At 38.7% G+C, this 23,115-nt stretch carries 18 protein-coding genes; 12 read left to right on the top strand and 6 right to left on the bottom strand.

Features of this window, described 5'->3' with window-relative positions; all coding sequences use genetic code 11:
- Positions 1 to 5: 5 nt before the first annotated feature.
- From ACY2RU_RS12985 to ACY2RU_RS13040, 12 genes are all read left to right on the top strand, one after another.
- A complete protein-coding gene (locus ACY2RU_RS12985) occupies positions 6 to 341 on the top strand; it encodes a DNA-directed RNA polymerase subunit omega (protein ID WP_490138899.1) in 336 nt (111 codons plus the stop codon).
- 3 nt (positions 342 to 344) lie between these two features.
- Positions 345 to 1,556 (top strand): bifunctional phosphopantothenoylcysteine decarboxylase/phosphopantothenate--cysteine ligase CoaBC, encoded by a 1,212-nt coding sequence (coaBC, locus tag ACY2RU_RS12990; protein WP_490138900.1) that lies wholly within the window; start codon positions 345 to 347, stop codon positions 1,554 to 1,556.
- Positions 1,549 to 2,439, top strand: a complete 891-nt coding sequence (porD, locus tag ACY2RU_RS12995; protein ID WP_490138901.1) for a type IX secretion system protein PorD — start codon at positions 1,549 to 1,551, stop codon at positions 2,437 to 2,439. Before coaBC ends, porD begins: the two co-directional genes overlap by 8 nt.
- A 77-nt stretch (positions 2,440 to 2,516) precedes the next feature.
- Positions 2,517 to 4,169, top strand: a complete 1,653-nt coding sequence (gene recN, locus ACY2RU_RS13000) for a DNA repair protein RecN (protein WP_490138902.1) — start codon at positions 2,517 to 2,519, stop codon at positions 4,167 to 4,169.
- 47 nt (positions 4,170 to 4,216) lie between these two features.
- Positions 4,217 to 5,032, top strand: coding sequence for an enoyl-ACP reductase FabI (locus ACY2RU_RS13005; protein WP_490138903.1), 816 nt, complete (start codon positions 4,217 to 4,219; stop codon positions 5,030 to 5,032).
- Between the two features lie 165 nt (positions 5,033 to 5,197).
- Positions 5,198 to 8,479 (top strand): T9SS type A sorting domain-containing protein, encoded by a 3,282-nt coding sequence (locus tag ACY2RU_RS13010; RefSeq protein WP_490138904.1) that lies wholly within the window; start codon positions 5,198 to 5,200, stop codon positions 8,477 to 8,479.
- Between the two features lie 151 nt (positions 8,480 to 8,630).
- Entirely contained in the window at positions 8,631 to 12,029 is a 3,399-nt protein-coding gene (locus tag ACY2RU_RS13015) for a T9SS type A sorting domain-containing protein (protein ID WP_490138905.1), read from the top strand.
- Between the two features lie 77 nt (positions 12,030 to 12,106).
- On the top strand, positions 12,107 to 13,108 hold the full coding sequence (locus tag ACY2RU_RS13020) for a glycosyltransferase family 2 protein (RefSeq protein WP_490138906.1): 1,002 nt from the start codon (positions 12,107 to 12,109) through the stop codon (positions 13,106 to 13,108).
- A 21-nt stretch (positions 13,109 to 13,129) separates the two neighbouring features.
- Positions 13,130 to 14,080: a CdaR family protein gene (locus tag ACY2RU_RS13025; RefSeq protein WP_490138907.1), complete on the top strand. Its 951-nt coding sequence runs from the start codon at positions 13,130 to 13,132 to the stop codon at positions 14,078 to 14,080.
- 7 nt (positions 14,081 to 14,087) lie between these two features.
- On the top strand, positions 14,088 to 14,666 hold the full coding sequence (gene coaE / locus ACY2RU_RS13030; protein WP_490138908.1) for a dephospho-CoA kinase: 579 nt from the start codon (positions 14,088 to 14,090) through the stop codon (positions 14,664 to 14,666).
- A gap of 72 nt (positions 14,667 to 14,738) precedes the next feature.
- Positions 14,739 to 16,301, top strand: coding sequence for a sensor histidine kinase (locus tag ACY2RU_RS13035; RefSeq protein ID WP_490138909.1), 1,563 nt, complete (start codon positions 14,739 to 14,741; stop codon positions 16,299 to 16,301).
- A 3-nt stretch (positions 16,302 to 16,304) separates the two neighbouring features.
- Positions 16,305 to 17,021, top strand: a complete 717-nt coding sequence (locus tag ACY2RU_RS13040) for a response regulator transcription factor (RefSeq protein ID WP_490138910.1) — start codon at positions 16,305 to 16,307, stop codon at positions 17,019 to 17,021.
- Between the two features lie 39 nt (positions 17,022 to 17,060).
- On the opposite strand, the gene miaA is transcribed toward ACY2RU_RS13040, so the two are convergent.
- From miaA to ACY2RU_RS13070, 6 genes are read right to left on the bottom strand one after another with little or no spacing between them, the layout of a single operon-like run.
- Complete coding sequence (gene miaA, locus ACY2RU_RS13045) at positions 17,061 to 17,969, bottom strand: tRNA (adenosine(37)-N6)-dimethylallyltransferase MiaA (RefSeq protein ID WP_490138911.1); 909 nt, start codon at positions 17,967 to 17,969, stop codon at positions 17,061 to 17,063.
- On the bottom strand, positions 17,966 to 18,835 hold the full coding sequence (locus ACY2RU_RS13050; protein WP_490138912.1) for an ion transporter: 870 nt from the start codon (positions 18,833 to 18,835) through the stop codon (positions 17,966 to 17,968). The genes miaA and ACY2RU_RS13050 overlap by 4 nt, the downstream gene beginning before the upstream one ends.
- A 38-nt stretch (positions 18,836 to 18,873) precedes the next feature.
- Complete coding sequence (locus ACY2RU_RS13055) at positions 18,874 to 20,253, bottom strand: exonuclease domain-containing protein (RefSeq protein WP_490138913.1); 1,380 nt, start codon at positions 20,251 to 20,253, stop codon at positions 18,874 to 18,876.
- 40 nt (positions 20,254 to 20,293) lie between these two features.
- Entirely contained in the window at positions 20,294 to 20,947 is a 654-nt protein-coding gene (locus tag ACY2RU_RS13060; RefSeq protein ID WP_490138914.1) for a YggS family pyridoxal phosphate-dependent enzyme, read from the bottom strand.
- Between the two features lie 3 nt (positions 20,948 to 20,950).
- Positions 20,951 to 22,189 carry a DUF1015 domain-containing protein gene (locus ACY2RU_RS13065; RefSeq protein WP_490138915.1) on the bottom strand — a complete coding sequence of 413 codons (1,239 nt, stop codon included), beginning with the start codon at positions 22,187 to 22,189 and terminating at the stop codon, positions 20,951 to 20,953.
- Positions 22,190 to 22,219: 30 nt separating this feature from the next.
- Positions 22,220 to 23,110, bottom strand: a complete 891-nt coding sequence (locus ACY2RU_RS13070; RefSeq protein WP_490138916.1) for a 3-hydroxybutyryl-CoA dehydrogenase — start codon at positions 23,108 to 23,110, stop codon at positions 22,220 to 22,222.
- Positions 23,111 to 23,115 lie beyond the last annotated feature (5 nt).

Below are 23,115 nucleotides of genomic sequence, written 5' to 3' on the forward strand. Positions count from 1 at the left end.
ATAGTATGGCAGATATCAAAAACACGGAAGCACCCGTAACGACTACGACCATGGATAAGAATGTTATCGATGCGCCGACAAATAATATTTACGAAGCAATTTCGATCATTTCAAAAAGAGCAAATCAAATTAATGGGGACATTAAAAAAGAGCTTTTAGAGAAATTAGACGAGTTTGCAACCTATAACGATAGCTTGGAAGAGATCTTTGAGAACAAAGAGCAGATCGAGGTTTCTAAATATTATGAAAAACTTCCAAAGCCACATGCATTGGCTGTACAGGAATGGATCGAAAACAAGATCTATTACCGTAACACTGCAGAAGAAGCTATAGAAGAATAAGCGATGTCTGTACTACGCGGAAAAAATATACTCTTGGGCGTTACTGCCGGTATAGCCGCGTATAAATCAGCTTTTCTTGTACGATTATTGGTTAAAAGTGGTGCAAACGTCAAGGTTGTAATGACACCTTCGGCTAAAGAATTTGTCACACCATTAACCTTATCTACACTTTCAAAGAATGAAGTCTTTTCTTCGTTTACGAACGAAGATGATGAAAATGCCCAATGGAATAACCATGTCGAGTTAGCCCTTTGGGCAGACTTGTTTTTAGTCGCTCCAGCCACTGCCAATACCTTATCTAAAATGGCTACTGGCAATTGTGATAACTTATTGTTGGCAGTTTATCTCTCTGCAAAATGTCCTGTTTACTATGCTCCAGCAATGGATCTGGACATGTATAAGCACCCTTCAACACTTGCAACTTTTAATACTTTAGATAGCTTCGGAAATATACAAATTGAAGCTACTTCTGGTGAACTGGCAAGTGGTCTTGTAGGGAAAGGTCGTATGGCAGAACCCGAAGACATTGTCGCTTTTCTTGAAGAAGACCTGTCAAAATCCCTTCCGCTACGCGAAAAGGAAATATTAATCACCGCAGGGCCAACCTATGAAGCGATCGATCCGGTTCGTTTTATTGGAAATCATTCAAGTGGAAAGATGGGCTATGGGATCGCTGAGGTTGCTGCTAGTCTTGGAGCCATGGTTACACTAATTTCGGGGCCTTCGAGTTTGGTGCTAAAGCATCCAAATGTTCGGGTGGTTCGGGTTACTTCCGCAGAAGAAATGTATCAGGCAACACATACGTATTTCGGAAAATGTGATATCGCGATATTAAGCGCCGCTGTGGCAGATTATCGCCCAAAGACGGTTGCTTCAGAAAAAATAAAGAAAAAAGACGATTCATTGATTCTACAGTTAGAAAAAACAAAAGATATTTTGGCTTCGCTGGGAGAGATCAAAGCAAATAAATATTTAGTTGGCTTCGCTTTAGAGACTGAAAATGAATTGGAGCATGCAAAAAGCAAGCTCATTAAAAAGAATTTAGATTTAATTGTGTTAAATTCGCTCAAGGATAAAGGCGCAGGATTTAAATCGGATACCAATAAGGTTACTTTACTTACTAAAGACAATAAAGTCATCCCTTTTGAAGTTAAATCTAAGACCGAAGTCGCAAAAGATATTTTACATCATATTATAGATCAATTTCATGCGTAGTATCATTACTTTACTTGTAGTTTTCTGCTTTATATTTACGGCCCAAGGACAGGAGCTTAATGCTACCGTTACGGTAGACGCTTCACAGACATCTCAGCCGGATAATCAGGTTTTTAGAACACTTGAAACTCAGCTGACCGAGTTTTTAAGCAACACCAAATGGACTAATAAGATCTACAAAAATCAGGAACGTATTGATTGTAATTTTACAGTGATCGTAAATGATTTTGAAAGTAACACCTTTTCAGGATCTTTGCAGATACAGTCTTCGCGACCCATCTTTAATTCGTCTTACGATAGCCCTGTTTATAACTACAACGACAGACAGGTAACTTTTCAGTATAAAGAATTTGAACCGCTTAATTTTAATATCAATAATTTCGATTCTAACTTAATCTCTGTATTGGCGTTTCATGTGTATACGGTTATTGGCTTAGATGCTGATACTTTTGAAATGAATGGCGGACAAGAATATTTTGAGACAGCAAAGCAAATTGTAAATACCGCAGCGTCATCAAATTTTCAAGGCTGGAAACCCACCGATGGAACACAATCACGCTATCGTTATAATGATGCATTGATCTCTAATGTGTATAAAGAATTTCATACTGCTATGTATGAGTACCATCGCAAAGGATTGGATGTGATGCACAACAATCAAAAAACGGCGAAGAACGAGATCGTGACGGCCGTTGCTACTTTAAAGAGTATCAATGACCGCCGACCAAATTCATACCTACTACGCACCTTCTTTGATGCCAAAAGCGACGAGATCGAGGCTGTATTTACTGGCGGACCCAAGGTTACCATCACCGATCTTGTTGAGAATTTGAATCGCATGGCTCCAACCAAGCGAACCAACTGGAGTAATATTACCTTTTAAAGAGCTGCATTTTCTTGCAGAAGTAACAAATCTCTTTTACATTAGTTGACTGCCAATAAACGGCTAATATATACGCTGTGATCACAACCCTTGCCATTCATAATTATGCCTTAATTGAAGATATTCGTGTAGATCTACAGGAAGGATTTACCATTATTACAGGGGAAACTGGTGCAGGAAAATCAATAATTTTAGGAGCCTTAGCGCTGCTTTTAGGTAATAGAGCCGAATTAGCGAGTGTAAAGGACGCTTCAAAAAAATGTGTAATTGAAGGCGAATTTGCAATAGGAGCCCACCAATTAGAATCGGTTTTTAAGGCAAACGACTTAGATTATGATGCACACACGATCATTCGTCGAGAAATTCTTCCAGGAGGTAAATCGCGTGCCTTTGTCAATGACACTCCAGTCAATTTAAATCAGTTGCAAGCATTAGGGCCATATTTGGTTGATGTTCACAGTCAGAATGAAACCTTAGCCTTATCTCAAGAAGGATTCCAGATGGAGGTCATAGATGCGCTGGCTGGAAATAGCGAACTTTTAAGAGAGTATACAACACGTTTGGATAGGTTTAAAACGATAGTTGACGAGCTTGAATTAGTGCTTCAGAAGAAAAATGAAGCCTCAAAAGAATTAGATTACAATACCTTTCTATATAACGAATTACAAGAAGCTTCGCTCGAAAAAATAGACCAAACGGCACTGGAAGAAAGTTATGAGCTTTTAAACCATGCTGAAGAAATTTCCGAAGGAATTCAGCAGATCACCCAGTTGTTTACAGAAGAGCCCATAGGAACCTTAGAAACAGCTAAGGAAGCGCGTATTGTATTGGGAAGGTTGCGAAACTTTTCTGTAGCGTATGATTCGCTTTGGGAACGGGTAAATAGTGTGATCATTGAGTTGGAAGATATAACAGAGGCCCTTGACTCTGAAGGAGAACGGGTTGATGCAGACCCGCAGCAACTTTTAGAAGTGAATGAAAAGCTTCAAACACTTTATAAACTTCAGAAAAAACACAATGTGGCTTCGGTAGAAGAATTGGTGGCTATTGAAACCGAATTAGCCGCCAAGATCGATGTCACAGGAACGGTTGATCAACGTATCGCCGAACTTGAAAAGCAACGCGAGGAGCAACGATTACAGGTTTTAACAGTTTCCGAAGAACTACACCAAAAACGTGTACAGGCAATTCCGAAGTTAAAAGAAAAGTTAGAAGACTATTTATCTGAATTAGGACTTCCAAACGCCCGCTTTTCATTTGATCTTTTAGCGTCTAAAACCTTTAGGATTAATGGGACCGACACCCTTACCTTGTTATTTACTGCGAACAAGGGTACTGCCATGGGGCCTTTAAAAAAGATCGCTTCGGGAGGGGAGATGAGTAGAATTATGCTTGCTGTTAAGGCTGTTTTAGCACAGTACCGGAAATTGCCAGCACTTGTATTTGATGAAATAGATACGGGTGTTTCGGGTGAGATAGCACATAAAATGGCCACGATCATGAGAAATATGAGTAGGTCAATGCAGATCATTAGTATTACGCATCTTCCGCAGATTGCTGCTAAAGGAACGCACCATATTAAAGTGTATAAAGAGGATGAGAAAGATGTGACCGTAACACGTTTAAAAGCCCTTAATGAAGAAGAGCGAATTGTAGAGATCGCGCAGATGATAGGAGGTTCTCAACTTACAGATGCAAGTATTGCGCACGCGAAAGAATTACTTAATTAATGTATCTTTACATTACATAAACGACTAATATAAACCGGAAAGATATTATGGCTTATAATTTACTAAAAGGAAAAAGAGGAATTATTTTTGGGGCACTTGATCCCAATTCAATTGCGTGGAAAACCGCAGAACGTGTTCATGAAGAAGGAGGTACGTTTGTTTTGACCAATGCACCTATTGCCATGAGAATGGGTGAAATTAAGGCGCTTGGGGAGAAAACAGGTTCTCAGATTATTCCCGCAGACGCCACAAGTATTGAAGATCTTGAGAACTTGGTAGACCAGGCTGTAGAGATCTTAGGAGGTAAATTAGATTTTGTATTGCACTCGATAGGAATGTCGGTAAATGTGCGAAAAGGTAAAAAATATACGGATCAGAATTATGATTGGACAACAAAGGGATGGGACGTTTCGGCCGTATCCTTTCACAAAACCATGCAGACGTTATATAAGAAAGATGCGATGAATGAATGGGGAAGTATTGTAGCGCTTACCTATATGGCCGCACAACGTGTTTTTCCAGATTATAATGACATGGCAGACAACAAGGCCTATCTTGAATCGATTGCACGTAGTTTTGGGTATTTCTTCGGAAAAGATAAAAAAGTGCGGGTTAATACTATTTCTCAATCCCCAACACCTACTACCGCAGGGCAAGGAGTAAAAGGCTTTGACGGATTTATTGCGTATGCTGAAAAAATGTCTCCGTTAGGAAATGCTACTGCCGAGGATTGCGCAAACTACACGGTAAGCTTATTTAGTGATTTGACCAAGCGTGTAACGCTCCAGAATTTATACAATGATGGTGGCTTTTCAAATATGGGAGTGAGTAATGAGGTAATGGATTATTTTATGAAAGAATAATTTAAAAGATAAAATTTATTTGAGAACCCCACCTTGAAATGTTAAGGTGGGGTTTTTTGATGTTTTTAATCTTGTAAATGTGTGATATTATCGAATTTGTGTTCGGTTTTACTTTTATTTTCGATACATTTAAGGAAGTATTAACTAATTAAACTTTTAACAATTATGAGAAGAATTACTTTTCTATTTTGCATTATGTTTAGCATATCGCTGACCATGAGTGCGCAATCCTCACTTTCAGATACTGAACGTGAGTTACAGCAGGCTGCATCAATGCAGACTTCTGAGTCACAAGTTCCTATACAGGATCTTGTAGCTCGCTATGAAAATCTGGGAAATCAGATAAACTCAATTAAAGATCATTTCACAGCTAATGAGCTGCAAAGGCTTCGTGGGCATTTAAATTCGACTAATCGAGGTGCTTTAGCAGCGATTATTCCTAACGCGGGTGCTACTGAAACTTTTCCGGTAGTTGTGGGAGATTTCTTTTACGATCCAACAGATGGTACTAACGGAGGACCAGGAGGAGATTGTTCTACAACTTCTTCGGGAGACCTTGGTGACTATCCAAATTGTGGTTGTACTACAGTAACTACCTTAACGGGAACAGACTTATCTGTAGAATTTTTGTCATTTAATATTTTTGGAAACTTTGATGTATTAAACATTTATGATGGTCCAGATACAAGTTCACCACAAATCTATGACAGTAACTTAAATACGAATACAGATACATTGGCAGGTCTTATTGCTGCAAATGGTTCGGCCGTTTTTGATTCTACGTCTGATGCACTTACTTTTGAATTTTCAGCAACGGCAGTGGTAAACACTTGTGGTTGGGAAGTTGAAGTTATTGCTGGTGGCGGTGGCGGTGGCGGTGCTTGTGCGATGCCATTACTTGAAGTTAACCAAGATGTAGAAGATACATGTATGGCATTTGTGACTCAAACAGATCTAGCGCAGAGCTATATCGCCGTTGAGCCTCAATCTGCGGGTGCTGGAATTAAATTTACAGCAGGTACTCCACCAGACGGGTTAGATGTTACCTTATCTCTTTGGGATGCACTTCCTAATGCAGGAGGAACTATGCTAGCTACCGGGACTACAACAGGAACTACCGACGAATGGGTTGATGTGTTCTGGGATCCTGTGGTTACACTAACGCCAGGAGACACTTATTTTATTACGATAGAGGGTGATGCTGCACTTCCTTGTGTGGCTGGATCTACAAATGATCCTTATGCAGGTGGTGATACTTATGCAAACACCGGATACACACAGTTTCCAGGTTTTGATTATACCTTTAGAACATATAGCTGTGGTTCAACACCACCACCAATGTCTGGTCTTGCTTATGGTCCGGAGAACGTAAATGGTGATTATGGTAGTTTCGATTTGATGGCTCCAACAAACTTTACTGTTATTGGGCCAAACTCAGGTACAGTTAACTTTGAAGGTGCTGGAGCTGCAGATCCTGCAAATCCAGGAACAGCTTATGCAATTGATAATGTTGGAGATGCCTGGAGTGTAGATCTAGTAACCGGAGTATATACATCTCTTGGAAATGTAGGGCTAGCAGATATAACAGGACTTGAATTTGATCCTCTATCTGGAACACTATATGCTATTACATCTTTAAACTTACACACCGTTGATATTGGAGCTCTAAGCACTGCATTAGTTGGGCCATTAGGTACTGCAGGTGGAGCGGGAATAGCTGTTTCTTTTGCAATTGATGGTGCAGGAGTAGGTTATGTATTTGATATTGTTGATGACAACATGTATAGTGTCGATTTAGGTACTGGGGCTGCAACGCTTCTTGGTGCTGCTGGATTTGATGGTAACTTCGGACAAGGGATGTTCTATGACGGAGCATCAGATACTGTTTTTCTTAGTGCTTTTAACGCAACTGTTTTTGAGTCTCAATTACGATCTCTTGACACTGCATCAGGCGCAACAACTTTGGTTGATGGAATTTTATCTGGAGCATTAGCACAGGTTGCTTGGGCAACTACTGAGAATGCACCGCCAGTTGATAATGACGACTGTGCAAATGCAACTGCTGTTGCTTGTGGTGAAACAGTATTAGGAGATACTTCTGATAATACAGATCAAGGTGGAAATAATGACTCGCTTGATGAGTGGTTTAAATTTACAGGTACAGGTGCTTCTCAATTTGTAACTGTTTCCCTATGTGATGGAGGTACATCTTATGATTCAAGACTTACAGTTTATGATTCGTGTGGTGGTACTGAAATTGTTACTAATGATGATTCATGTGGACTTCAATCTGAAGTATCTTTCGTTTCAGACGGAACAACTACGTATTATATCGCTGTTGAAGGATTCAATGCTGCTGCGAACGGAGCATTTAGTTTAGCAATTACATGTACTGATGTTGCAGAAAACGATGAGTGTGACGATGCAATTGCAATTAGCTGTGGTGAGACCGTAATTGGTTCTACTGAATTTGCAACGATCGATTCAGGTGCAACCGATTGTGGTGTTGGTATTACTTCTCCAGGTGTTTGGTATACATTTACTGATACAACTGGTTTGTTGACCAACTACACTGTTTCTTTATGTGATGGTGGAACTGCTTACGATTCTAAATTAACTGTGTATAGCGGTACTGATTGTGCTGCATTGACATGTGTTGGTGATAACGATGATACTTGTGGATTACAATCTGAAGTAGCCTTCCAAGGAGATGGTTCTACAACATATTACATCCTTGTACATGGTTTTGGAGGTGCAACAGGAGAATTTTCTCTAAACCTTACTTGTGAAGGTGTACCACCACCAAACGATATGATCGCAAACTCAATTGATGTTGATCAAATAGGTTTCCCTTATACAGATCCTAATGTGGCTATGCCATTTGCAACTACTGAAGCAGGAACTCCTGCAGGTTGTGATAATGCAGGTGTAAAAGGAGTTTGGTACAATTTCGTTCCAGAAGGAAACGGAACTGCTACAGCAACAATCATTACGCCAGCAGGACCTAGTTCTGTAACATTCTATACAGCACCAAACGAAACTGCTGTAGAAACTGATCTGGTACACATCAATTCTCAAATGAATCAATGTGTAGCTGGTGTTCAAGCGACAATTAATACAACTGCTGGTCAGGCGTATTACGTTTATGTTGCTAATCATGGTGGTGCTACCGATATTATGATCGATGGTGTAAACCTTGGAGCAGATGACAATACCATTGAAGGATTTGGATTCTATCCAAACCCAGCTAATGAGACGATTAATTTGACAGCTGCCGATACTATCGAGAGTATTGAATTATTCAGTATCATCGGACAACGTGTTATGAGTCAAACGATCAATGCAACTTCTACTGAACTTAACGTTTCAGACTTAAGTACAGGAACGTACTTAATGAAGGTGATCGTAAATGGTCAATTAGGCGTATATAAAGTGATCAAGGAGTAAATCCTTAGTCATACTTAATTATAAAGCCACCTCAATTTAAATTGGGGTGGTTTTTTTATTGGATCTTCTCTGATAATTACTTCCTACAAAGCTCCAACTTGATAATTTTAATTTTATATTTGTTTCTTAACCAATTAAATTACATCAAATTATGAAGAGAATTACTACAGCGCTCTGTGCACTCCTAATTGCGAGTGTTGCCTTTGCGCAGCAGACAGTACAAATGCCTAACTTCGACAGAAGCACTACACAGCAAGTGCGGCAAATGGCAGCACCTTCGGCAGAAGTAAGTGCTTTGCTAGATCGTTTACAAAGTGCAAATTCAGCAATGGCTGAGCCAGCAGAATTGTTTACCAATAATGAGCGAGTACTTTTACACAATTATTACGCTTCTATTTATCCTTCTAATCGAAATGCGGCTGCTCCAGGCGATGTATTTGCCCTAGATGCAGGATTCTGTTCTGATGACTTTGGAACTTTCCCAGTAGGAGGTCCTTACAATATTAATGTATTAGGAACTTCAACTACAGCTATTTTTTCAGGAGATCTTGATGGGAATGGTGATCTATATGCTATGGATAACACAGCATTAACATTAATTACAGTTGATAAAGCCACGGGAGTAGAAACGACTGTTGGGCCGTTAACTAATTTAGTGGCAGGTCACGGGACTAGAGGATTAGCATGGAATGAAGCTGATAGTACTATGTATCTTTTAAGCGGTTTAGGAGATGATGTAACCCTTTATACGGTTGATCTTGCTACTGGAACACTAACTGAAATTGGTACTTCTACTACTGCAGGTAGCATTGGAATATGGCTAGCCATTGACAACGCGGGCAATGCATTTATGGCAGATATCGGATTGGATACGTTGTCGTCAGTAGATCTTACTACTGGAACTACTACTACGATTGGACCTCTAGGAATTGATATTTCATTTGCACAAGATGCAGATTTTGATCCTGATACAGGAACCTTGTATATGGCTGCTTATATTGGTGGTGGTGTAAATCAATGGGCTTCTGTAGATACAACAACTGGTGCGGCAACAGGCTTAGGTACTGTAAACGCAGACTGTGCAGAATTAGGTATAGTAGCAATCGAAGGTACTCCTATGGGAGGCGGCGGTGGCGCTTGTGCTATGGCTTTGCTTGAAGTTAATCAAGATGTTGAAGATACATGTATGGCAAACATTTCTCAAGGCGATTTAGCACAAAGCTATATTGCTGTTGAGGATATGTCTGCTGGAGCAGGAATTAAATTTACAGGCGGTACACCTGATGGTTTAGATGTTACTCTATCACTTTGGGATGCGCTTCCAAATGCTGGTGGAACAATGTTAGCAACTAAAACAGTTACTGGTGGCGTTGATGTTTGGGTAGATGTATTTTGGGATAACGTAATTGCTGTAACACCAGGAGATACTTATTTCATCACTATTGAAGGAGATCTTGCGCTTCCTTGTGTGGCTGGATCTACAAATGATCCTTATGCTGGTGGTGATGTTTACGCAAATACAGGATACAATCAATTTCCTGGGTTTGATTATACCTTTAGAACATATAGCTGTGATGATGCTCCAGGTGGTATGCTTTGTAACGAAGAGGTTCTTAGCAATAGTTTTGAATCATTTTTCTGCTCAGACCCAACTTCAGTTGCTCCGGATCAATTATTAGCACATGATATTACAATTGCCGATGCAGAAGATTTCGCTGTTCAAACAATTACAATGAGCATATTAATTGACACAGGAGCTACACTTTCAGGAGACTTTACATTCCTTGGGGATGCCGCAGGTCTTCCAGATGCTGGGGTAATAATCGATAATCAAGTACTTGCTCCAACTTCAGAAACTATATTATTTACAGATGGAACTATTGATATAAGAGAATTTGTATTTGATCTAACTCCAGTAGTATTAAATGGACAAATTGGTGGTACAACTACCTATTGGATCTCATCTTTCTTTACACCATCTGCAAATGTAAATACTGGTTGTGCTGCTCCAGAGTCATCGTCTGCTGGTGCAATGGGTAACGGACAAGCTGTTTCTATTGACGGTGGAGTTTCATGGGCTGGAATAAATGGTGCGTTTGAGACTGTTTATAATGTAGCTGGAGAGTGTTCTGAAATCATTACAAATGATGACTGTGCTAATGCAATACCATTAGCTTGTGGTGATTCTGTTGTTGGTGAAACAATTAATGATACTGATTCTGGCGGAAACGCTGCTCCAGATGAGTTCTTCTCATTTACTGGAACAGGAGCTGCTGAATTTGTTACCATCTCACTTTGTGGTGGAGGTACAGATTATGACTCTTTATTACGCGTATTTGAAGATTGTACACTAGCAAATGAGATTGCTGTAAATGATGATTCATGTGGACTTCAGTCTGAAGTGTCTTTTGTTTCTGATGGAACTTCAACATATTATATCATGGTTGAAGGTTTTGGATCTTCTTCAGGTAACTTTAGCTTAGATGTAACGTGTAATACTGTTGCAGAAAACGATGAGTGTGCAGATGCAATTGCAATGAGTTGTGGTGAGACCGTAATTGGTTCTACCGAATTTGCAACGATCGATTCAGGTGCAACCGATTGTGGTGTTGGAATTACTTCTCCAGGTGTTTGGTATACATTTACTGATACAACTGGTTTGTTGACTAACTACACGGTTTCTTTATGTGATGGTGGAACTGCTTACGATTCTAAATTAACTGTGTATAGCGGTACTGATTGTGCTGCATTGACATGTGTTGGTGATAACGATGATTCATGTGGATTACAATCTGAAGTAGCCTTCCAAGGAGATGGTTCTACAACATATTACATCCTTGTACATGGTTTTGGAGGTGCAACAGGAGAATTTTCTCTAAACCTTACTTGTGAAGGTGTACCACCACCAAACGATATGATCGCAAACTCAATTGATGTTGATCAAATAGGTTTCCCTTATACAGATCCTAATGTGGCTATGCCATTTGCAACTACTGAAGCAGGAACTCCTGCAGGTTGTGATAATGCAGGTGTAAAAGGAGTTTGGTACAATTTCGTTCCAGAAGGAAACGGAACTGCTACAGCAACAATCATTACGCCAGCAGGACCTAGTTCTGTAACATTCTATACAGCACCAAACGAAACTGCTGTAGAAACTGATCTGGTACACATCAATTCTCAAATGAATCAATGTGTAGCTGGTGTTCAAGCGACAATTAATACAACTGCTGGTCAGGCGTATTACGTTTATGTTGCTAATCATGGTGGTGCTACCGATATTATGATCGATGGTGTAAACCTTGGAGCAGATGACAATACCATTGAAGGATTTGGATTCTATCCAAACCCAGCTAATGAGACGATTAATTTGACAGCTGCCGATACTATCGAGAGTATTGAATTATTCAGTATCATCGGACAACGTGTTATGAGTCAAACGATCAATGCAACTTCTACTGAACTTAACGTTTCAGACTTAAGTACAGGAACGTACTTAATGAAGGTGATCGTAAATGGTCAATTAGGCGTATACAAAGTGATCAAAGAGTAAATCCTTAGTCATACTTAATTATAAAGCCACCTCAATTTAAATTGGGGTGGCTTTTTTATTCCTTATCTTTACAGGCAATGAAATTAGATTTCTCATTTGTTATCCCTGTATATAACCGCCCCAACGAAATTGATGAGTTGTTAGGCAGTTTCACTTCTCTAGAGTATGATCAAGCCTTTGAAATAGTTATCGTGGAAGATGGCTCATCAGAGCGTGCAGAAGAGATCATTAAAAAATATCAAAATCAACTAAACATCTCGTATTATTATAAGCCTAACAGTGGTCCAGGAGCATCTCGAAACTACGGAATGGAACGAGCCAAAGGGAATTACTTTATTATCTTAGATTCAGATTGCTTACTACCACCACATTACTTAAATACAGTTAGTAAATTTCTTCAAACAAATTATGTCGATTGTTATGGCGGGGCAGACGGAGCACATGAATCCTTTACTCCACTGCAAAAGGCAATAAATTATGTAATGACTTCTTTTTTAACCACCGGCGGAATACGTGGAAATAAAAAGAGTGTCAAGAAGTTTGAGCCACGTAGTTTTAATATGGGAATTTCAAAAGAAGCCTTTCAAAAAACGGAGGGTTTTTCTAAGATTCATCCAGGCGAAGATCCAGACCTATCTCACCGTATTGGGAAGGCAGGTTTTAAAACAACTTTTATACCCGATGCCTTTGTTTATCATAAACGACGCATCTCTTGGAAAAACTTTTATACCCAAGTAAAGAAGTTTGGTCTTGTTCGCCCCATACTTACCAAATGGCACCCAAGTGCTGCTAAACTTACTTTTTGGTTTCCAACCTTGTTTGTATTGTTTACCATAATTTCCTTGATCGGAGCACTATTTTTTAATGTGTTGGCCATACTTCCCTTGGCCTTGTATCTAATCATACTTTTTGTTGATTCCACGATTAAAAATAAAAGTCTGTACATAGGATTACTTACTTTATTTGCCGTTTTTGTACAGTTTTTCGGTTATGGAATGGCTTTTTTAAAATCTACATTTTACATTCGATTTCTGAAGAAAGACGAAAAGAAACAATTTCCGAAGTTATTTTTTGACTAATTTTAAGAGCAAATTCAGGCCATGCCACAGACCAAGTTAAAACGAGTCAACAACGCAAAATTAAAGAGTTTTCTACTTTTTCTTCTTTTAGCGACCTTATTTTGGGTGCTTGCGAAGTTTTCGAAAGAGTATTCTGCCACGGTCGGTGCTACACTGAATTACGTCAATATTCCTAATAACACGCTCTTAGCTCAAGATAATCTAGAAGAGGTCTCTTTTGACTTGTTCACTACCGGTTTTGAAGTTTTTTTCTATAAATTAAAGAAACCTTCCATTGATATCCCTGTTTCAAAATATTATGAGCGAGGCGATGAGAACGTTGTTGTTTCTTCCGAAGAATTTGCACGCCTTGTTAGTAACCAACTTAGCAATACGAGTACACTTCGTAACCTTTCGGTTGCTGAAATTCAAGTTCACCTAAACGGTATAGTTTCTAAACAAATCCCAGTTCGACCAACGGCTAAACTTAACTTTAAAGAAGGTTTTAAACCGGTGGGAGTTATGCGATCTGATCCAGATTCTATCACCATTTCTGGGCCAGCACATTTAGTTGATAGTCTTCATTATATTGAAACTATTCCCATTTCCGTAGAAAATGTTGAAAAGGATATTAGCATTGTTTTAGCTTTAAAAAAGCCGAAGAATAAGGAGATTACAATGTCCAAAGAAAACATTAAAGCTTATCAGCAAGTAGCGGAATATACTCAAAAGCGCATAACGCTGATGGTTAAACCATTAAATGTCCCTTCAGGTCTACGTGTAAAATTAATTCCGGAACTCATTTCTATTACTTTTAATGTTTCCTTAGACGATTTTAAAGAGATCAGCGCATCCGATTTTGAACTGGTTTGCGACTATAATGAGCGGAATAAGGTCGAAAACTTTATGATTCCACATCTTCGGAAACAACCTGACATGATCACAGATGTAGAATTTGAAACAAAGAAAGTAGATTTCCTCATCTTTAAATAAACGTATTTTGAAAATTGTAGGTCTTACTGGTGGAATTGGAAGTGGAAAAACAACAGTTGCCCGAATGTTTGAAGATTTGGGTATCCCCGTCTATATTGCTGATATTGAGGCTAAAGCTCTTATGAACAGGTCAAAGATCATTCATCGTAAATTAACCCAGTTATTAGGCCCGTCGGCTTATATCGACGGAAAGGTAAATCGTGCGTTTTTAGCTGAAAAGATCTTTAACGATAAACAGCTGCTACAAGAAGTCAATTCAATAATACATCCAAAAGTGGCAACGCACTTCAATCGATGGGTCAAAAAACAGTGCGCACCTTACTGTATAAAAGAGGCTGCAATACTTTTTGAAACTGGGGGGTACAAGAACTGTGATGCTACTATATTGGTTGTGGCACCTTTACAGTTACGCATAGAACGTGTGCTTTCACGTGATAATAGCACAGAGGCGGAGGTCAGGGCGCGAATGGCCAATCAATGGAACGATGAAAAAAAAATTGCATTAGCAGATTATGTAATAGAAAATATCGACTTACAAGACGTAAAAAGACAGGTGAAAAATATCCATAAATCGCTGTTAAATTAAGTAATGATTTGATTTTGTTAACATTTGGTTAAACTGAAAGTCTTCTAAATGTTAAAATCTTACTTTTGAGATATGAACAAGAAGCTTTTTGCTTTACTAATCGCAATGATGACACTATCCCTTTTGGGGATAATTTTTGTTCAGGGGTATTGGATCTCAAATTCTTTCAACAGTAAGGATGACCAATTGAATTTTGATATAAGACAGGTAATGCATGAGGTTTCTAATGAAATTGAAATGCGAGAACTTGGTGAATATTTTGATGTTTACAGTGGGCTAGCAGATAGTTTGACTACTCCCGAAAGTGTTAGTTTTAGTGAGCTTATCTACAGAACGGGTAATGAGAACGACAATGAAACATATATCTTTTCTGATGGAATCATAGAGCAGGATTACAAATTGTCTTCTGGTTCTCTCGATCCTGAGGAAGACAGCATCCCGTTTAAGAAGATCACAAATAAAACAAAAACCACAAAGATTACTGGTGGTCTGGATGGAAAGACAGAAACAGAGATCGTGACCGAAGCTTTTAACACGATGCGCGATTATCAGCGAGTGCAGTTTGAGAAGGCTTTTAAAAATATTTCGGCTAAAACACCCATCCATAAGCGAGTTACTGAAGAAGAAATTGCTAGGTTGCTTAGAGCGAAATTAGATGAACGGGAATTAACGACAAACTTCGAGTTTGCGGTATATAGTAACGATTTAGCAACCAAGGTTCGTACTAAGAAATTTGTGTTTGATCCAAAGGAGACAACTAGTGTTCCTTTGTTCGTTAACGAAGAGTTGAATACCAACTATATGTTGCATGTTAACTTTACAGATAAGAATAAGGAAGTGTTGAGTTCAATTATAGGAATGGCTATTCTGTCACTGTTGTTTACAGCGGTAATTATTTTGGCCTATGCCAGTGCTTTATCGCAGGTATTTAAGCAACGTCAGATATCACAGATCAAATCTGACTTTATTAATAATATGACACATGAGTTTAAGACACCTATTGCTACCATTAATCTAGCTTTAGACGCGCTTAAAAATCCGAAGGTTGAAGGAAATAAAGAATTTTTACAACGGTATCTAAAAATGATCCGGGACGAAAATAGAAGGATGCATGCCCAGGTCGAAAATGTATTGCGTATTTCGAAACTGGAAAAAAACGAACTCGATCTGCCTAAGGAGCGCATTAAATTGCACGAAGTGATTGACGATGCTATTTCTCACGTAAGTTTGATCGTGGAAGATAGAAACGGTTATATAAAAACACATTTGAACGCCCAGAAATCATCAGTACTGGCAAATGATTCGCATTTGACCAATGTGGTGGTCAATATTTTAGACAATGCTATTAAGTATTCAGAAGGCCCGCCAAGGGTTGATGTTTACACTGAAAATGTTAAAGACAGCATTATTCTTAAAATTCAAGACCAAGGTCTTGGAATGACAAAGGCTGTTCAGAAGAAAATATTTGAAAAATTTTATAGAGAAGCAACTGGAGATATACATAATGTAAAAGGTCACGGACTTGGATTAGCATACGTAAAGCGTATTTTGTCTGACCACAATGCAGAAATATATGTTGAAAGTGAAAAAGACAAAGGAAGTACCTTTATCATTAAACTACACTTAATATCATAAATTATGGAAACCGAAAACAAAAAAATTCTACTAGTAGAAGATGATCCAAACTTTGGGACCGTTCTAAAAGATTACTTAGCCATGAACGATTACAACGTTACCCATGCAAAAAATGGGATGGAAGGCTTTGAAAAATTTAAAAAAGACGACTACGATCTTTGTATTCTCGATGTAATGATGCCTTATAAAGACGGATTTACACTTGCAAAAGAAATTCGCGAGAAAAATGAAGATGTGCCTATTATTTTCTTGACCGCAAAAGCGATGAAAGAAGATGTGCTAAAAGGCTATAAGGTAGGAGCAGATGACTATTTGAATAAACCATTTGATAGTGAAGTGCTTCTTATGAAAATAAAAGCGATCATACAGCGTAAAGCAACAGATTCTATTGCCGATAGTAAGCAATTTGAATTTGAAGTAGGAAACTTTTTCCTTAATTCGAAGTTGCGCTTTTTAACGTACAAAAAAGAAGATCCTATTAAGCTTTCGCCAAAGGAGAACGAATTGTTACGTTTACTCGCCTTGCATAAAAATGATCTGATGCCAAGAGAATTAGCATTGACCAAAATTTGGCGAGACGACAACTATTTTACTTCACGGAGTATGGACGTTTATATTGCTAAGTTGCGTAAGTATTTAGGCAAGGATGACGGCGTTGAGATCATTAATATTCACGGAGAAGGTTTCCGTTTGGTCGTAAAGAGCGAAGTAGATAACTAACCGCATTTAAAACAACAAGTGTAGTATAAGCGTCCTTTCCTAGGGCGCTTTTTGTTTTATAGTGGCAATGATTTCTTCGGAAGGTGTGTTAAAATCAAACCATAATATCGCGTCGTTTTTACGAAACCAAGTTCCTTGTCGCTTTGCAAAACGTCTTGTATTTTTTTTAATTTCTGAAATAGCTCCTTCCAAGGAGATCAAACCATCAAAATATTGAAATAGTTCTCTGTAACCAACCGTTTGAAGCGCGTTCAATGAACTATCTTTATGTAGCGACTTAGCTTCTTCCAACAAGCCCGCTGCCATCATAAGATCAACACGTTGATTAATTCGATCGTAAATGACTTCCCGCTTGGCCGTTAATCCAACATACATCACATCAAAATTTCTTTTAGAAGCACCTTGATTCAAGAAAGACGAAAAAGGTTTCTTTGTACTTCTGTAGATCTCAAGCGCTCTAATAACGCGATGCGGATTGTGAATATCAACTCTTTCATAATACACAGGATCTACTTCTTTGAGTTCTTGCTGAAGTACTTCCAGCCCTCTAACGGTTAGAGTTGTATTAAGTTCTTCCCGTATATTTTCAGGGACACCGGGAAAATGATCAAGTCCGCGTACCACAGCATCCACATATAAACCAGAGCCACCAACAAGAATTGCTGTTTGATGGCTTCGGAAGAGATCTGTGAGTTTTGCAAGGGCTTCTTTTTCGAAGTCTCCTACAGTATACGGTTCAAAGATGGTTTTATTCTGAATAAAATGGTGGGGTGCAGCCGCCAGTTCTTCCGAAGATGGTACCGCAGTACCGATAGTCATTTCTTTAAAGAACTGTCTGGAATCTGCCGAAATAATTTCCGTAGAAAACGCTTGAGCCAACTGAATTGCTAGCCGTGTTTTTCCGATGGCCGTAGCTCCAACTACACAAATAAGCAATGGTTTTGTCATTCTTTCGAAATGATATCTTCGGGATGAAGATGTGTTCCGCAACGATAGCAAAAGTCGGCATCATCACGATGTTTTAACGCATTACAATTTCTACAGGCTTGGGTGTTTACATGCACATAATTAGGATCATCTTGAGAAAGCTTTTTGGGACTCTGTGCATAGGCTGCACTAACAATACCAGTTGGAACAGCAATAATACCGTACCCCATGATCATAATAAGAGCCGCGATGGATTGACCTAAAGGTGTGACCGGAGTAATATCTCCAAATCCTACTGTGGTAAGCGTTACGATACACCAATAAACGCTAACAGGAATATTTTCAAAACCACTAGATTCACCTTCAACAATATACATGATGGTCCCTGCAATTATTGCGATAATTAAAACCGCGAACAAAAAGACAAGTATTTTTGCCCGACTGTCTACAAGTGCTTTTTTTAACTTGTTTGATTCACCTACATATCGCGTAACCTTTAAAATACGAAATACACGTAAAAGGCGTAATGCTCTAACGGTGATCAAGAAACTACTTCCGGCGAATAGCAGCGATAAATACAAAGGGATGGTCGATAAAAAGTCGATAAGCCCGTAAGTACTAAAAATATACTTCCAAGGTTTGTTTACCGTAATAATACGGGCAATATATTCAATCGAGAAAAAAATCGTAATAACCCATTCACCAATAAGAAGTAATTCGTGGTATTTAGCGTCGATCGATTTGACGCTTTCAAGCATGACAAAAACAACACTTAATAGAATCAAGATCAGTAATACCACATCAAAGAGCTTGCCCATTGGAGTATCTGCTTCAGCAATAATGATGTGAAGCTTTTGACGCCAGTTACTACGTGAATTTGTTTCCAAAGATTTTTCTTTTGAATGCTAAAGTTAACGAAGTTTCGTTACAATGCCGTTTCTTGAGGTAAATTTACAATCTTAAGCACTTTATTTCGATGTAAATATCCACGAATGATATGTTGAGCATCGCGATTGTCATGCATCGGATTTATTATAGATTTTAGGATATCTAAATTTGTGATCTGGAAATTTAAGTTGTAAAAACCGTAACCTTTGTATGCTCCGTTCTCGATCAAAATAACTGAACGCTCGTCAAGATCTCGTCCTTTGTCAATAATGAGCATATGTTGGTTTTGATAGCTGTTTTTTGCAAGGAATTCATATACACGTTCATTATAGGCACTAGGAGATTCTTGCTGAACACAAGCACCAAAACATTCCTTGATCGTATGCGCAAAACAATTGCCATCGGTTTGATGAAGACCAGTTAAGCGTTGACAAAGTTGATATTCTTCGGTGATCTTATAAAGTGAATTCTTAGCTTGTTGATAGTTGGTAAAGGTGGTAATAGGTTGTACGTCTAAATTTGCACGATCAACTTTTAGCTGCAAATAACCGTTTTCGTCAGTAAATGACACTAATTGATGGGTGTAATTCGTTTTTCGCAATGCGCGATTATACAGAGGCTTGTTATTTTTTATTTCCTCACTTTCTTTAAGCTGTGCAATAAGATCATTCCCTGTTTTTTCATAAGTGACAGCCGCTACCTCTAGTTGCAACCTTTTTGCCTTTTTGTTATCGTTCGTAAAATGTTGTGTAAGCCGTTTTTTAATGTTCTTACTTTTACCAATATAAATAATAGTTCCGTCTTCACGGTGCATATAGTAAACACCTGTGTCTGTAGGAGCTTCTGCAACAATATCGATCAGTTTGGGCTCGAGTTGTCGTTTTGGATCTTTGCGTACAGCTGCCGAAATAATACTCTTGTCGGTATCTTTATTCAGCAGTAATTTAAACAAGGATACAGTGGCTTTAGCATCACCTTGAGCCCTGTGTCTATCACTTAGAGGGATGCCTAAAGTTCGAACGAGTTTACCTAAACTATAGGACGGAAGATCTGGAATAAGATTTTTGGCTAATTCTACCGTACACAATGTTTCTTTTTCAAAGGCGTAGCCCAAGCGATCAAATTCGGTGGTTAGAATTCGGTTATCAAACTTGGCATTATGTGCTACAAGGATACAGCCGTCTGTTATTTCAATGATACGCTTTGCCACTTCATAAAACTTAGGAGCATTTTTTAACATTTCGCTATTGATTCCGGTAAGATTTACCACAAAAGGCTGAATGCTGCGTTCGGGATTTACCAAACTGCTAAACTGATCCACGATCTCGTGGCCGTCAAATTTGTAGATAGCGATCTCGGTAATACCTTCTTCATTGTATTTACCTCCAGTAGTTTCTATGTCGAGTATTGCGTACAATATTTAATATAATATGTTGAGTTACTTTGTTTAAAGCAGATTAATAATTTCGTTCTCCAAATATGGCGCTACCAACACGAATCATATTGCTACCATGTTTAATAGCAAGTTGATAGTCGCCGCTCATCCCCATGGAAAGGGTAGTGAGGTTGTGTGCATCGACAATACTATCAAAATAACTTTTTAAGGTATCGAATTCGGTAGCTACTTGTTTCATATCATCGGTAAAGGTAGCCATACCCATAAGTCCAACAACACGAATGTTGTGCATGTTTTTAAATGCTTCGGAATCAAGTAAGGAATTGGCATCGGCCTCAGTCATTCCAAATTTACTGTCTTCATCAGCAATTTTTATTTGAAGCAAACAATCTATAATGCGATCGTTCGCCAATGCTTGTTTATTGATCTCTTTTAATAATTTTAAACGGTCAACAGCGTGAACCAAGTCCACAAATGGTGCCATATATTTTACCTTATTGGTTTGAACATGCCCGATCATATGCCACGAAATATCTTTGGGCATCTCAGACCATTTTTCGGTCATCTCCTGAATTTTATTCTCACCAAAAATACGTTGGCCTGCATCATAGGCTTCCATCAGTGCGCTAACAGGTTTTGTTTTAGAAACAGCCACCAAAGTAACATTTGAAGGAAGTTGTTCTTTTAAGGTATTGATTTTTTCTGAAATAGACATCATTTAAAATTCGTAAATAGTCACGCCGCTTCGTAGTTTGGGTTCAATGTAGGTGCTTTTAGGCGGCATTTTAAGCCCTTGATTGGCGATTTCTTTCATTTCTGAAGTAGTTACGGCTAACAATCCGAAACCTACCGCAAATGCCCCGCTATCGACTTTAGATTTTACATATGCAAGATCATTTTTCCCATGAGTATATTCAATACGCGTGTCATTGCGCAAGTCTTCAATACCCATAATTGGGTTTAAAATGGTGTTGAATAAGATCTGTGCATCTAATCCGTCAAGGGCATTGTCAATGTCGTAGGTATTCTTCCGAAGGTATAATGAATAAAACTCACCATCAAGATACATGCTAAAATGATGCTTTTTTGAAGGTTTGTAATATTCATGACCTCTATTTTCAATGCGATACTTGGCGTCTAATTGAATCAAAAACTCTTCTTTGCTATAGCCGTTAAGATCTTTGATCAATCTATTAAACTCATATATTTTTAAGTCAGATTCAGGAATGAGATAGCTCATAAAATAATTATATGCTTCGGTTCCCTTATGATCTTTATTCTCGCTTTGTTTCTGTTTGGCCAACAAATAAGATGATGATGACCTGTGGTGGCCATCGGCGATATAAAGGGTTTTCATTTCTGAGAATACTTCGGAAATCTTAGAAATAGTTTCCTTATCACATACCGGCCAGAGATAATGTGTGTCGCGATAGGTAGTTGTGAATTCGTATTCGGCACGCACCTTCATGATCCGCGAAATGATCTTGGTTAGCGTACTATTATCAGGATAGGTCAATAAAACAGGTTCTGCATTAAAACCAACCGTATTGAGATATTTAACAAAGATATCTTCCTTAAATTCTAAGGTGTCTTCATGTTTTTTGATCACATCGTCTTCGTAGTCCTGCGCACTAGCGGCGGCTACAATTCCATGAAAAACCAAGCCGTCACGATTTACTATTTTATAGACATAGAAGCAAGGGGAATCATCCTGAATAAAGATTAGATCCTCTTTAAACTCCTGATAGCGGTTCTTTACGAGGCCGTAGCGTTCTTCACCACTGATCTCCTTTTGGTATTTATACCCTGGATTTACAATATGCAGAAACGAAAAAGGATTATCACGTAAGCGCGATTCGCGCTCCTCCGGGGTATAGCTGTCATAAGAACGCGAGGCGATCAGACTAACTTTGTCGCGGGTTGGACGAACTGCTCTAAAAGGAATTATTTTTGCCAAACTATGATTTCATCTTTTTGGTTCGGTTTCTTAAACACTAAATTGTGAAGACACAACTTCTGCCTTGCGGTTTTCGCTATAATCATAAAAGCCTTCGCCGCTTTTTGCGCCAAGTTTTCCAGCCATAACCATATTTACTAACAACGGACAAGGAGCGTATTTTGGATTTTTAAATCCGTCGTACATCACCTTTAAAATAGAAAGACATACATCAAGACCAATAAAATCGGCTAAAGCCAATGGTCCCATAGGATGTGCCATACCAAGCATCATTACAGTATCAATTTCTTTCACCCCTGCGACGCCATTATAGAGCGTTTCAATGGCTTCGTTGATCATGGGCATCAAAATGCGGTTCGCTACAAAACCAGGATAGTCGTTTACTTCAACAGGTACTTTATTCAGTTTTTTTGACAGCTCAGCCACCAGTTGATAGGTTTCATCGCTAGTGCTATATCCTTTAATGATCTCGACCAATTTCATAATAGGTACAGGATTCATAAAGTGCATTCCAATAACTTTTTCAGGACGCGAAGTAACTGCTGCGATCTGCGTGATTGAAATAGAAGATGTATTGCTGGCAAGAATGGTGTCTGCTGCACACATGCTGTCTAGATCTTTAAAAATTTTAAGCTTTAAATCTACATTTTCAGTAGCTGCTTCAACAACGAGTCCAGCATATTCAACGCCTTCTTCCATGTTGGTGTAGGTGGTGATATTACCTAAAGTGCTTGTTTTTTCAGCTTCAGAGATCTTTTCCTTTGCCACCATGCGATCTAGATTTTTGGCAATTGTTGCCATACCTCTATCAATGGAAGCTTGTGAAATATCGATAAGTTGAACTTTATAACCACATTGTGCAAAGGTATGTGCAATACCATTACCCATGGTTCCGGCGCCTATAACTGCTATATTCTTCATGGTGT

It is taken from the genome of Ulvibacter sp. 2305UL32-6, from assembly GCF_058148545.1.